The sequence below is a fragment of the Clostridium ragsdalei P11 genome (genome assembly GCF_001675165.1).
GTDB classification, from domain to species: Bacteria; Bacillota; Clostridia; order Clostridiales; family Clostridiaceae; genus Clostridium_B; species Clostridium_B ragsdalei.
Map to the genome: position 1 here is coordinate 1 of NZ_LROS01000014.1, position 13,424 is coordinate 13,424.

11 protein-coding genes are annotated in these 13,424 nt (G+C 30.5%); 2 read left to right on the forward strand and 9 right to left on the reverse strand.

What is annotated here, in order from left to right; all coding sequences use genetic code 11:
* Positions 1-59 precede the first annotated feature (59 nt).
* The gene (locus tag CLRAG_RS07705; RefSeq protein WP_242872108.1) at positions 60-719 is read left to right on the forward strand and encodes a helix-turn-helix transcriptional regulator; all 660 of its coding nucleotides are present in this window, start codon (positions 60-62) and stop codon (positions 717-719) included.
* A 70-nt stretch (positions 720-789) separates the two neighbouring features.
* Here the strand turns inward: CLRAG_RS07705 and CLRAG_RS07710 are convergent, their stop codons facing one another.
* The 4 genes from CLRAG_RS07710 to CLRAG_RS07725 all read right to left on the reverse strand — a co-directional run bounded on the left by CLRAG_RS07710 (position 790) and on the right by CLRAG_RS07725 (position 6,229).
* On the reverse strand, positions 790-1,710 hold the full coding sequence (locus tag CLRAG_RS07710) for a GH25 family lysozyme (RefSeq protein WP_065077885.1): 921 nt from the start codon (positions 1,708-1,710) through the stop codon (positions 790-792).
* A gap of 178 nt (positions 1,711-1,888) precedes the next feature.
* The gene (locus CLRAG_RS07715; RefSeq protein ID WP_065077886.1) at positions 1,889-2,251 is read right to left on the reverse strand and encodes a response regulator; all 363 of its coding nucleotides are present in this window, start codon (positions 2,249-2,251) and stop codon (positions 1,889-1,891) included.
* A gap of 41 nt (positions 2,252-2,292) precedes the next feature.
* Positions 2,293-5,142: a response regulator gene (locus CLRAG_RS07720; protein WP_065077887.1), complete on the reverse strand. Its 2,850-nt coding sequence runs from the start codon at positions 5,140-5,142 to the stop codon at positions 2,293-2,295.
* 16 nt (positions 5,143-5,158) lie between these two features.
* Positions 5,159-6,229: an HD-GYP domain-containing protein gene (locus CLRAG_RS07725; RefSeq protein ID WP_065077888.1), complete on the reverse strand. Its 1,071-nt coding sequence runs from the start codon at positions 6,227-6,229 to the stop codon at positions 5,159-5,161.
* A gap of 676 nt (positions 6,230-6,905) precedes the next feature.
* Here CLRAG_RS07725 and CLRAG_RS07730 point away from each other — a divergent pair.
* Positions 6,906-7,550 carry a Dph6-related ATP pyrophosphatase gene (locus tag CLRAG_RS07730; RefSeq protein ID WP_083985602.1) on the forward strand — a complete coding sequence of 215 codons (645 nt, stop codon included), beginning with the start codon at positions 6,906-6,908 and terminating at the stop codon, positions 7,548-7,550.
* Positions 7,551-7,616: 66 nt separating this feature from the next.
* On the opposite strand, the gene CLRAG_RS07735 is transcribed toward CLRAG_RS07730, so the two are convergent.
* The 5 genes from CLRAG_RS07735 to CLRAG_RS07755 form a co-directional block, all read right to left on the reverse strand.
* Complete coding sequence (locus CLRAG_RS07735) at positions 7,617-9,023, reverse strand: sensor histidine kinase (protein ID WP_065077889.1); 1,407 nt, start codon at positions 9,021-9,023, stop codon at positions 7,617-7,619.
* Positions 9,024-9,752: a response regulator transcription factor gene (locus tag CLRAG_RS07740; protein WP_065077890.1), complete on the reverse strand. Its 729-nt coding sequence runs from the start codon at positions 9,750-9,752 to the stop codon at positions 9,024-9,026.
* Positions 9,753-9,788: 36 nt separating this feature from the next.
* Positions 9,789-11,771, reverse strand: coding sequence for an FtsX-like permease family protein (locus CLRAG_RS07745; protein WP_065077891.1), 1,983 nt, complete (start codon positions 11,769-11,771; stop codon positions 9,789-9,791).
* On the reverse strand, positions 11,758-12,525 hold the full coding sequence (locus tag CLRAG_RS07750; protein ID WP_065077892.1) for an ABC transporter ATP-binding protein: 768 nt from the start codon (positions 12,523-12,525) through the stop codon (positions 11,758-11,760). Before CLRAG_RS07750 ends, CLRAG_RS07745 begins: the two co-directional genes overlap by 14 nt.
* Positions 12,526-12,849: 324 nt before the next feature.
* Positions 12,850-13,371, reverse strand: coding sequence for a hypothetical protein (locus CLRAG_RS07755; protein WP_065077893.1), 522 nt, complete (start codon positions 13,369-13,371; stop codon positions 12,850-12,852).
* Positions 13,372-13,424: the final 53 nt, after the last annotated feature.

Genomic DNA, 13,424 nt, shown 5'->3' on the forward strand with positions numbered 1-13,424 from the left:
GTGGTATATTGTTATTTTTATTTATTATCTTTATTGTTATAAGTTAAATAATAATTGGGGTGAGAAATTTGAATAACAGACAATTATTAAAAGAATACATACCTGTAGCTAAATTTATTTCTGAAATTCTAGGAGATAACTGCGAGGTAGTAATCCAAGATATAACTACTCCTAACAATTCTATAATTTTTATAAAAAATGGTCATTTGACAGGAAGAAATATAGGTAGTCCCCTTACTAACTTAGTTCTCAATATACTTCAGAATAAAACTTATACAAATAAAAATTACGTAGCTAACTACAAGGCAGCTGGTAATTTTAAAACTTTCAAATCTTCAAGTTATTTTATTAAAAATGATGATAACAAGATAATAGGATTACTTTGTGTAAATATAGATATTGAACCTTATAATAAAGTTAAGGATTTAATGGACAAATTAAGTTTTGTATCAAATGCAGACGTGAGTGAAAGTAAAAACATAAAAACACAAGAACAATTTTATGATAATGTGGATGATCTCTTATGTACCATGATTAATGAAGCTATATCTGAAATAAATATTCTTCCAGAACGCATGTCTGCTAATGAAAAAATTTGTGTAGTAAAACATTTATACGATAAAGGAGCTTTCAATTTGAAAGGTGCTGTAGTTAAAGTAGCCAAGGCTCTCCTTGTTTCCGAGCCTACTATATACAGGTATTTAAACAAATACATGTAATAAAGTGCACTCCAAATGTTATATACGTATAAAACATTTGGGGTGCACCTCATTTTACAGCTTACTTAGCCTAGTTATTCAAAAATATACTCCATGTGTCTGGACCTAAAATACCATCTGTAGCTTTTCTCCAATTATTCTGGAGATTAGTTATAGCTTGAAAAGTAGCTTCATCATAAACCATAGGAGTATAGGAATTTTTCTTTAAATAGCCATATTGTTCAAGTTTCTGCTGTATCCACAGCACTACATGAGATTTATGACCTTTAACAATGATATTTTGTATTCCCTTTAGTGCCGCAGTAGTGGCAGGTCCTGCAATCCCATCTACAGCTAATTTTGCACTATAATCTAAATTCAGGTTATACTGAAGAGCTTTTATCTGCTGCACAAGAGTATTAGGCTTAGCAGGCGATACATTTCCAGTAAATATATCCTCTATAAAATAGTCTAAATCCACATATCCCACAGCTCCATTTAATTTCCCAGTTTCTGAATACTGCCATGAAGCATTATCTGGATATAGGGAAGGCTGCCTACCATAACTTGCAATCCAAAGTGGAACATCTGGAATATTACCCTGCAGATAATCTTTATAAAATGCGTATCCGGAATATACTCCTATCTTGCGGCCTTGTGACTGTACATATTTAATAAACGCATTTGCAAAATTAATAGCATTGCTCCTGCTCCAATTTTCCTCTCCCTCTATATCCAGCCACAGAACAGTATCACTTTCTAATCCTGAGATAGTTTTTAGAAAATGCTTTGCTTCCGCTGTCGGATCATTGCCATTTGCGTAATGATAAAATCCCAGTTTAAGTCCTGCCTGTTTAATTCTTGGATATCTATAATTTAATAGACTATCTACATGCGATAGACCTTGTGTTGCTTTTTGAATTACTACAGAAATACCATCTGTATTTTTAATAACATTCCAGTCTGAAATATTATCTCCTTCATATACGTCTATCCCATTCATTACCTTCATAAATCATTCCTCCTATTGTATTTTTAAATACTTAGGACAAAAGGAGTCTAGTAACTTGTTATGCCAATGCCCCCATTTTAGTGTATTCATGAAGCTTTTAATTTGTTAAAAATAAAAAGAGTTCTATCCCCTTGGCGCATATCATTTATCCAATACGGTCACTATGTATTCATTAAATTTATTTATATTCTTCTAATGTCTTCAATAAAGTTTCAGTATGAAAAGGCTTCCTAATATAGCCACTAGCTCCTAGTTTTATACATTCATCTTTCACTTCTTCATGACCTACTGCTGACATAATAAGTACAACTGCATTAGGGTCAATTTTCATTATATCAGTTAGGACTTCAACACCATCCATCCTAACCTCAGACATATTCAAATCTAAAAGCACAATATCTGGTTTTTCAAGCTTGAACAGCTCTACTGCTTCCTGTTTATTTGATGCGCCAAATATACTTTGGAAACCTCCCTTTTCAATAATCTTTTTTACGAACATCCTCATATACGATGAATTATCAACTATTAATACCTTTTTCATATTAAAAACTCCTTTATATTCCTAATTTTTAAAGACCCTCTTTAATGAAGCAAATCTTTTATTTTAGCAAAAAATCTAGCACATTCATCTATTTCATGTTTTAAAGCTGCCTGCTCTAATTTTATTGCTAATTCATGAATAGAAAGTATTCCTAGGGTTCCAGAAGAACCCTTTAACTCGTGAGTTGTCCAAGCCAATTTATCAAAATCATTACCATCAATAGCCTTGCTGATACCTGACAATAAATCAGGTAAACATCTTATATATTCTTCAAGTATTTCTTTTGCATCATCTTTTCCAAGTCCTGTAGTTTTTACAAAGCAGTCAATATTATCGTCTATTATTTTATTATAATTATCTACACTCTCCCTCTTTTTAGTATTAGCTTCTATCATCTCAAACATCTTATCAAAATTAATAGGCTTACTAATATAATCGTCCATTCCAGCTTTAATACACTTTTCTGAGTCACCATCCATGGCATTAGCAGTCATTGCTATAATTGTAGTATGCTTTTTGTCTCCTTCTAACATCCTTATCTTAGATGTACACTCATACCCATCCATTACCGGCATCTGACAGTCCATAAAAACAACATCATAATCTTTTTGTAACATTGCTTTTAATGCTTCACTACCATTCACCGCCACATCACAAGTCATATCATGTGATTTAAGCATAGTTATAACAATTTTACGATTCATTTTATTATCTTCAACCAATAAAATTCTTGGTTCTAATGCATTTTGAACTTCTTTAACTACATGTTTCGTTATAACCTGATGTCCTTCTCCATCTTCTTTTTTAAGGCCCAGTGCTATAGCAATACAAGCAAGTAAGTCATCTCTTCTGACAGGTTTACTCAAATATGATGAAAAACCATATTCTTTCGCAGCCTCAGCATCTCCCTTTTGAGTTATATTAGTTAGAAGTATTAATTTAATATCCTTTGAAAAAGGTATTGTTTTTAACGTATTAGCAAGTTCATAACCACTCATATCATTCATTTGACAATCTATGATAGCAATATTTATTTTGTTTTTTGTATTTGCATTTGAAAGAATTGTGGTAATGGCACTACTTCCGTCTTCAACTTCAAACACTTTAAGACCAGTTTCTTGAAGATATGAATTAATAATTTTCCTGTTATTCACATCATCATTAACAATTAAAATATTCATACCATCAAGCTTTTCAAACGCAAATTTCTGCTCTGAGGCCCTTTTTACAATCTTCAATCTCACATCAAACTTAAATATAGACCCTTCTCCAAGTATACTTTCAACGTGAATTTCACCGCCCATCATTTTTACCAGTTCACTAGATATGGCAAGCCCCAGCCCTGTTCCTCCATACTTTCTAGTTGTAGAAGTATCTGCTTGACTAAAAGATTTAAATATCTTATCAATATGATCCTTACGAATTCCGATTCCAGTATCTTTTACTTCAAAGTTAAGTACAGCTGTTTCATTTTCTTCCTTTAAACAATCAACTGTAACAGAAATTTCACCCTTATCAGTAAATTTTACTGCATTACTTATAAGATTATTTAATATCTGTCTAAGCCTTGATGGATCACCAACAACCTCTTCAGGAACACCTGCTCTAATCATGGTATAAAGTTCAAGTCCTTTTTCTATTGCCTTAGGGACAAGTAATGAAACCGCATCTTCAATAGTATTCCTTAAATTAAATCTAATCTTTTCCATGGTTAGTTTTTTAGCTTCAATCTTTGAAAGATCCAATATATCATTAATAATATACAATAATACCTTTGAAGCAGATTTTGCTTCACGTATAAAGTCTTTTTGTTCTAAAGACAAATTAGTTGATTGAAGCAAATCGAGGAATCCAAATATTCCATTCATTGGAGTTCTTATTTCATGAGACATATTTGCAAGAAATTGACTCTTTGCAATATTTGCTGCTTCGGCTTGTTCTTTTGCCTTGTATAACTCTCTTTCTGCTAATCTCTGCTCTGTGATATCCTCAGCAGTACAAATAAGATACTTGATATTACCTGTCTTATCCTTCTGGGGCTTACTTTTAATTTGAAGCAGTCTATTTTCACCTTTGAAGTTTTTAATCTCAATCTCTTTTTGTGCCGGCTCACTTTTTTGAAATAACTCCCAATTACTTGCAGAAAGTTTATTTGCAGTATCTATATCAAATATATCGTATAAATCCTGATATTCTAAATCACTTTTCTTCTTTCCAAAAAACCTTGCATGGGCTTCATTAACAGCTGCGTAAAAAGTAACATTACTTAATGCCCATATTTGTGATTCAGAATTATTAAGTAAAATTGCCTGCCCTCTAAGAGTTTTTTTATATGTTTTTTCCTTTACAATTCTTGCTCTCGTATGTGAAAAAGCCTTTGAAATGTCTATTAATATTTCAATTTGATCCTCTTTCCACGTCATAGGCTTTGACAAACTTTCATAACCTATAAATCCAATTAACTTATTTTCGTTTTTTAATGAAACTATAAGAGAAGTTTTGATTCCTTCCTCTAAAAAAGCCTCTTTTTCAAATACTGCTTCATCAGGAAATTCTTCCACATTATTCACTACAACAAAATCCTTATTCTTAATCTGGCGAATCAGCCACGGAAAAGCATAAACTACCTCTTCCTCCTCAATCTCTCTTTTTGGTTTTATACCTTTCTTATTCCATTGACTTTCTATTTGCATAAAAGTAGGATCTTTAGAAAAGTAATAGATAAAAATTCTATCCAAATCAAAAAATAAGCCTATTTCCTCTAATGACTTTTTTAACTCAATCTGATAATTATCACTATTTACATCTAAAAATTTCTGAAAAGTATTATGAATTAATTTCAGAAAACCATTGGAATGGCTACCATTTGGGTAATTGCCTTCACCTTTCATAAAATCCCCCCTAAATTTAAAGCTCACAGGTTTTTGTAATAAAAAGAGTTAATTCTTTTAATAAATCAATTTCATAAGGTTCTAAAAGTAAATTTCCAGCTTTATCATATATAACTTTTACCACAGGTCTCATTGGCATTGAATTGTTTTGCTTTACTACTAAGCCCTTTTCATTTGAACTTAAAATAACTCCACTTCCTGTGGGGAAAGCAGCTATATTCATAGTGAACTTTCTTACCATTTCTGCATCAAAATAAGTATTACTCATACCAACAAGATATTCAATGACCTCATTGACACTTTTACTTTGCAAACCATTTCTACCTGATATCATATTATCAAATACGTCACATATGGACACCATCTTTGCAATTTTGTTTATTTCATCGCCTTGTAATTTTAAAGGGTATCCACTGCCATCACTTCTTTCATGATGCATTAATGCAACTACCTTCACTGATGCATTCCAAATATACTGCGATCCTAAAAAATCATAGCCGACCTTTGGATGCATTAATGTAATGTATTTGTCTAATTCTTCCTTAGTCTTAAAATTATCTAAAAGTTTCCTATCATTCATAATTTTTATCTTACCTATATCATGAAGCAGAGCACCTGTAGCTATGTCTTTAAGCTTCATTACACTGTATCCCATATGAGTTCCTATTATTGTAGCTAATACGCAAACATTTACCGAATGGGAATATATATTGTTATCACTTGCACTTATTTCTGCAACATTTATCAAAACCTCTTTATTCGATACTACATCCTCAATCACTGAGTTTACTGAATTCATAATACTACTATTATCAGTTTTTCCTTCTCGACAATATGTTCCAATCATTTCCCTAACAGCATGTTTACTCATTTGCCTTGTCTTTTGAGAAACGCTTTCCTCAATAATCACATTTTTCGATATATCATCATCAATATATACACAATTAATTCCAATTTCTTTAATTCTTTTAATATAATAAGGTTTTAATCTTACTCCAACGTTAAGCAAAACTCTACCAAATTCATCATAAATTTGCCTTCCAAGGATTTCATCCCCCTTCAGGCTGGAGACACTAATAACTCTCATCTCTACCTCCAAATGAAATAATTAATTTTTTGCTGAGCAATTAAAAGTCCTTTTTTTAAATACTTCTACAATAAAAATACAGCATATTTTTACATATTAAATCAAAAAAGAATCACTATTTGCAACGATTATTATTTAAATATCTTAGCACATTCCTAAGCTTTTTACTACATATTAGAATCCATTATTCCACTTGCAATATTTAACAAACTCATACTACCTATTTTAAATATAGAAATAGTCTTATATAAGATAATACCATATTATTGAATATGTATAATATTTTTAGTTGTCAAAAAAGTTGCTTCTTTAAATCTTGCTACCTCTGCAAGTGACATTATTATAATCATTGTACTTTCAAAAATCTTTTTGCTCATTTCATAGTATGTATAATTTAATTATTATGAAAAATATTCAATAAGTTATATAGCTACTATTGATAATTAGTTAAAACTTCAATATTTAATGTACATTTCCATACTTGAAAAATACTTGTACAAAGTTATGTTGTAAAGTGCTATAATAATTATGTTGAAATTCTAAAAAAATATTTGAAAGGTTTGTTAAGACCAAAAGGAACTTTGGAATATAACTTTATCTAATAGAAAAAACCTTAAGGTATTCAAAAATTCATTAAAAGCCTATATAATTAATAATTGAAGAGAAGGTGAAAGATTTGAAATTTGCAATGTCTTATAGTTTTGGAAAAGATTCTGCTCTTGCCATGTATAAAATGATTGAAGCGGGACACGAGCCTATCTGTCTTATCACTGCGATAAATGAAAGGGATGGTAGATCGTGGTTCCACGGCATATCACAAAATATAGCGGAGAAAAGTGCCGACTCAATCGGTTTACCGATTATAAAAGCCAGTTCTACTGGAAGACAGAAATATGTTGAGGCTTTTACAAATGCTTTGCTACAAGCTAAAACCCTTGGTGCTGAGGTGTGCGTCTTTGGTGATATAGATATAGCGGAGCATTTGGAATGGAATAAGAACGTTTGTAATGCCGCAGAACTTGAATGCATTACTCCACTTTGGGGAACTTCCAGAGAAACGTTAGTTAAAGAAGAAATTGAATCTGGCATTACTGCTGTTATTAAAGTTGTTGACCATAAGTATCTTGATGATGAATTCTTAGGCAGAGAACTCACGACTGAACTTGTGGATAAAATAAGACAAACCGGAGCTGATGTTTGTGGCGAAAACGGCGAATATCATACTCTTGTAACTTATGCACCGTTTTATAAAGCTCCTGTGCCTATACATCTTGGAGAAATCGTGCAAATTGACGGCTATGGAGCAATAGATATTCTTTGATTAACTAAATAGATTTTAATACATAAGCAGTTCATCACTTCATGGTGTAGAGCTGTTTTTTTTAACTTAATTCTCCTTTAGAAACTCTATCTCTATGCTTGTACCAACATTCAACTTACTTTTTACATTAATTTTCCCACCGTGTGCTTCTATTATTTGCTTTGCAATTGCCATTCCAAGGCCTGAACCTTTAACACTTACGGAACTACTAGTCCCCCTATAATATCTTTCAAAAAGCTTTTTCACCTCTTCCTCTGACATACCCTTTCCATTATCATCAATATTTATATATATTTTATCTTCCTTTTTTATAGAAACTCTTATTTCCGTATCTGGACTATTGTGAATTACTGAATTATAAATCAAATTAGTAAAAGCTCTCTTAAAAAGTGTATTGTCAAAATTAAAATCTATAATATCTTCTACACAGTTAAAAATAATGTTTCTTTTTTCATATTTAGGATTATTCAATATACTTATAATTACTTCCTTTAACAGACGTACTAGATTTTCACTTTCACGATTTATAGGAAGCATTCCATTTTTCAATTGATAGGTAAAATTCAAATTTTCAACTATACTCTCTAAATTTTCTGCATTTCTAAGTATTGTTTTTCCATACTTTTTTGCATCTTGAGATGTAACATCATACTTAGGATCATTCAATATTTCTGCATAACCTTTTATTGGAGATAGTGGAGTTTTTAAATCATGAGAAATATTAGCTATCCATTCCTCCCTTAAAGTCTGATTCTTTTTCCTCTCATCTTCGCTGGCTTTAAGTTTACTATCTAAAAGATTAAGGCTGTATTTTATATCCTTATACGTTCCTTTTTCCTTCATAGGAATATAATTATTTGAAGCAAGTCTTCTTATGCCCGAGGTTATATTTAACAATGTACGATTCATCCATATGCCGTAAACTGCAGCAATAAGTATAAGTAATATAAATAATGCCAATATAACAAACTTAATCTTTAAAACTTTGTTATAATTCATGTATAAGGTTATTTTTGATATTTTCACAGGAAAACCTATAATGTACGTCCACTTTTCTCCGCTGTTATTAACACTTCCAACAAATATAGTATGTTTTCCTGCACTATCTCCATTTTTATATAACTGAACAATATCTATTGGAGAATAATGTTTTGCAGCACTTTTAGGTTCATTATATTCTAAAGTCACATCTCCATTTTTATCAACAATTTGAAAAGAAAGCTTGTACTTTTTTAATTCACCTACTGCTGAATCTGTGAGCTTTGGTTTGCCTTTGTCAAAACTAATTTCTTTGTAAAAATGGGATGTAAAATATGCAGGCCAACTACTCCAGTTAGCATAACTATTCTCACTGCTTATATTAACATTTAATAGATAAAGCCCTATCCCTAAAAAAATTGAAATTAAAATTAGAAAAGCAATAAAAAATTTAAAATATAAATTAAATATTACCTTGTATCCTGATTTTTTCATCTATTCATTCCTCTTTACAAGTTTGTATCCAAGTCCTATTACAGTAACTATAATTTCCGGTTTAGAAGGATTTTTCTCAAGTTTTTCTCTTAAATGTCTTATATGAACGGAGATTGTATTATCATATCCAAAATAATCTTCTCCCCATACTACCTCACACAATCTTTCCTTATTGACTATTTTATTTGAGTTTTCTGCCAGATATAAAAGAAGCTTATATTCCTTTGCTGTAAGTTTTACTTCTGCACCATCCTTGTATACCTGACTGTGAAGCTTATCAATAGTGATATTACTAATGTTTATATTCTCATTTTCTCTACTGCTAGTTTCCTTTATACCATCATACTGCTGTCTTCTAAGCTGTGCCTTAATACGAAAGGCAATTTCCCTTGGGCTAAACGGTTTGGTAATGTAGTCATCTCCTCCCATACTCAGTCCAACAATTTTATCAACATCACTATTTTTTGCAGATAAAAATAAAACTGGACAGTAAGAAAATTGTCTTATCCTTTTACACACCTCTATTCCATCGATGTCTGGAAGCATTATATCAAGCACTACTATATCAGGCCTTTCACTCTCACATATTTTTATACCATCTAATCCACAGTGAGCTTTTCTAATATTCTTAAAGCCTTCTTTTAATAGAATATCTTCTATTAAATCTGTTATATCTTCTTCATCATCTATAAGTAATATTTTTTTATCTGCATTACTTATTAAATCCACCCAAAAACACCCCTTTTATTATTGAACTCAATAATATTAGTATACAGTATTTTTTGTTATGATTTTCATATAAGATTTAATAGAAAGAAGATAAAAACATAAATAAATTACTACATATACTCCCATTGTCATACCCATCCACTCCATCTGTGATATTGAAAAACCACAGAGATATTTCATATAGGCCGCAAGTGGAAATATACTATGAAGAATACCAAATAGAAGCGGCATTAAAAAAATAAATCCCAATTGTTTTGATATAATTCTTAAAGTTTCTTTTTTGGTTAAACCTATTTTTGAAAGTACAGAATACCTATTCTTATCTTCATAAGCTTCTGTTAACTGTTTATAATACATTATACTTCCAGTGGAAACCACAAAGAGAATACCTAGGAATGCACCTATAAACACATAGCTTTCATACAAAGTATGAACCTCGGTATACATATCATAGTAAGAAGAAAAAATTCTGTCCTTTGGCATCACTTTGGAAATCCTTGTAACAACACTTCCACTTTTTAATGCATTATCAAAATTATATGCTCTTATAACAGTTGTATTATTTCCATTATCATTTAAAAGCTTATTAAAAAATGTATCTGGTACTACTATAGTTGTTTTTTGAAATTTAACTCCTAAAACACATTTCTTACTTGAGTCGGAGATATCAAGTTTATAAGCTTTTCCTCCAATAGTTGCATTAAGCTCATCACCTGCAAGTCTCCCTCTTGCTTCAGCTGAATTACTTACTTCAATAAAAAAACATTGATTTTCTTTATTAATTTTAATATTCTTAGCTCTATCGACAATATCTGTACCATCATTAAAACCTGAATTATTTACAATATCCTTGTATTCAGATGCAGACATTATAAACATATCAAAAGGAGCCTTTAAATCTTTCTCAAAGGGACCCTTATATTTTTGTGTAAGCCCACTTCCATTTATCATTACAATATCTGTCTTATAAGTTGTTTTAATCTCTTTATGATTATTAATAACAGCTTCAACTTTTTTATTTAGTTTATCGCTGCCACTTTGATACATTATTGAAAATGGACATCCACTTGGTGCAACTTTATTAAGTGTCAAATTAAGACTGAAAGTAAAACATAATGCTGTGATGGCAACAGCAGATACAACAGCTATGGTTGCCAGAAGATTAGAATTTCCTTTAATTCTATAGATTATTTGAGATACTCCTATTAAATTTTCTCCTTTATAATAAGCTTTTTTATTTTTCTCAAACAGCTTAAAGATATAAATTATTAAATTATTAAACAATATATAAGTTCCTGCAACAACAAGCAGCATTATAAGGAGACCTTTGTACAACATCTGGGTTCCACCAGACTCCAAATTCATTTTTAATACACCAATATATCCACCAATAACCATTATTAATGATAATAATGCTAAAACTTTAGAAAATTTAGGTTTCTTCTCTCCTTCCTTAGCCGCATGTATAAGCTCTATAAGCCTAAACTTATATATTATTCCATAGGCTTTTATGGAGTTTAACAAAAATATAATCATAAAAACAAAAATCGTCATTACTATAGATCTAATATCAAAGGTATATTCTATAGGCTTGTTTGATTTCATGCATACATTAAGTATTTTTAAGAAGAACCTGGAGGTAAATGCTCCTAAGGGTACACCAACAATTAAGGCTAATATCCCTAGGAAGATATTTTCGAAAAACATCAGTGTACCTATTTCTTTCTTCTTCATACCAAGCAGTGAATATATAGCAACTTCTTTCTTTTTATTTTTTATAAAAAAGCTGTTAGCATAGCCTATGAAAATGGCTGAAAATATTATAACTACAAAAGCTGCAGCTTTAAAAATAGCACCAACCTTAACCTTGTTTGAGCTAAATAATTGTATTTCGTGATTATAGTATATGGAATAAAATATCATGAGGATAAAAACTGAAGTTACCGTACTTATAAAATAAGAAACATAATTTTTAAAATTGTGTTTTACATTGTTTATTCCAAGTTTAAATAGTGTCACTTTCAGCACCCCCTACTTTAGCAAGAGTGCTTAGTATTTTATTATAGAAATCTTTTCTACTGCCTGTTTTCTCAATCTCAGTATCAAGTATTCCATCCTTTATAAATATAATTCTTTCACAATAGCTTGCTGCAAATGCATCATGAGTTACCATAACAATTGTTGCTCCATTATCCCTATTTAATAAAGAAAGATTATTTAAAAGTTCTGTTGAAGATTTTGAATCCAATGCTCCTGTAGGCTCATCTGCAAAAACTATTTCTGGATCAGTTATTATAGCTCTTGCAGCTGCAGCCCTTTGCTTTTGACCTCCTGAAACTTCATAAGGATATTTTCCTAGTATATCTTCAATATTCAAAATGCGGCTGATCTTTTTTAATTTCTCTTCCATAGATGCCACATCTACCTTAGATAAAGAAAGTGGCAAAATAATATTTTCTTTTAAGGTTAAAGTATCAAGAAGATTGTAGTCTTGAAAAATAAATCCAAGCTGTTTTCTTCTAAACATTGATAATTCATCTTCATTAAGATTTAAAAAGCTTTTTCCATTAAGTTCAATTGTACCTGATGTTGGAGTATCAATGGTTGATATTACATTTAATAATGTGGATTTACCTGCTCCTGAAGGTCCCATAATTCCAAGAAATTCACCCTTTTGAACAGAAAAGCTCACCCCATTTAGTGCATTTGATTTGCTTCCACCGTGTTTTGAACCATACACTTTTTTTACATCTCTAACTTCCATTATATTCATTAAGATTTCCTCCTGTATTTGACTTCAGTTAAATTGTATATGTATGAGTTTAAGGTGGATTTAATATGGTCTTAATTTCATCTTAAGTTTTCTTTGATTTACTCAGTTTGAATTATTGGCATAAGAAAAGGATAGCAAAGCCTTGGCACAAGATCTTTGCTATCTTTTTATAATTATACTGCTTATAATTTTTAACAATAGATACTATCTACATTCCTTATAGATGATGTCATAAATCTAGAAAAATCTTCATTAACTAAATCACATATTTTACTAGTTTTATGCTTAACAATCGATGAAATCAAAATCTTTTTCACTAGATTACTATTCCATTTTATCTGTTTTCGTAAGTGTAAATTTTATTAAGCTTTTAGTAAATGGTATTGCGCCTTGACAAAAATTACCTACAGATGGAATTAAACCAGAAACATTACTTATGATAGTCGAAATTTGTTCAATATAGTCCAAAATATCCTTATCTGATGGCGTTCTATTTTTTCTATTTTTTCCTTCTATTATAGCCAACACTTTTTCATTTAAGGCAAGTCTTTCTGCAAAATCTTCCTTTAGCATTGTTAAATAATCTAGTCCTTTTTTTGTTATATCGACATGACTAACAGTCGCATAAGTATCAAATATTTTTTCCTCTAAGACTAAAAAACCTTTTTCCTTTAGAACTTGAAGCTCATAAACAATAGCAATTTCCTCACCTGGATATTCATTCTCAACAAAAGAAGCAAATTTTTCGGACATATCCTCTTTTGAAAAACTTTCATCTTCATACTCTGACAGCATTTTTATGTTTGTTAGCCATTCAATTTGTAAATTTGTCAATATTCTTTCCATAATGTTACTACTCCTTTTCATATATTTTCATTTCTATCATAAACATTACCTAC

Excerpts from the sequence above, each read along its gene's own strand:
- CLRAG_RS07710 (WP_065077885.1), bottom strand. The coding sequence starts at position 1,710 with ATGAAGGTAATGAATGGGATAGACGTATATGAAGGAGATAATATTTCA.
- CLRAG_RS07715 (WP_065077886.1), bottom strand. The coding sequence starts at position 2,251 with ATGAAAAAGGTATTAATAGTTGATAATTCATCGTATATGAGGATGTTC.
- CLRAG_RS07720 (WP_065077887.1), bottom strand. The coding sequence starts at position 5,142 with ATGAAAGGTGAAGGCAATTACCCAAATGGTAGCCATTCCAATGGTTTT.
- CLRAG_RS07725 (WP_065077888.1), bottom strand. The coding sequence starts at position 6,229 with ATGAGAGTTATTAGTGTCTCCAGCCTGAAGGGGGATGAAATCCTTGGA.
- CLRAG_RS07735 (WP_065077889.1), bottom strand. The coding sequence starts at position 9,023 with ATGAAAAAATCAGGATACAAGGTAATATTTAATTTATATTTTAAATTT.
- CLRAG_RS07750 (WP_065077892.1), bottom strand. The coding sequence starts at position 12,525 with ATGAATATAATGGAAGTTAGAGATGTAAAAAAAGTGTATGGTTCAAAA.
- CLRAG_RS07755 (WP_065077893.1), bottom strand. The coding sequence starts at position 13,371 with ATGGAAAGAATATTGACAAATTTACAAATTGAATGGCTAACAAACATA.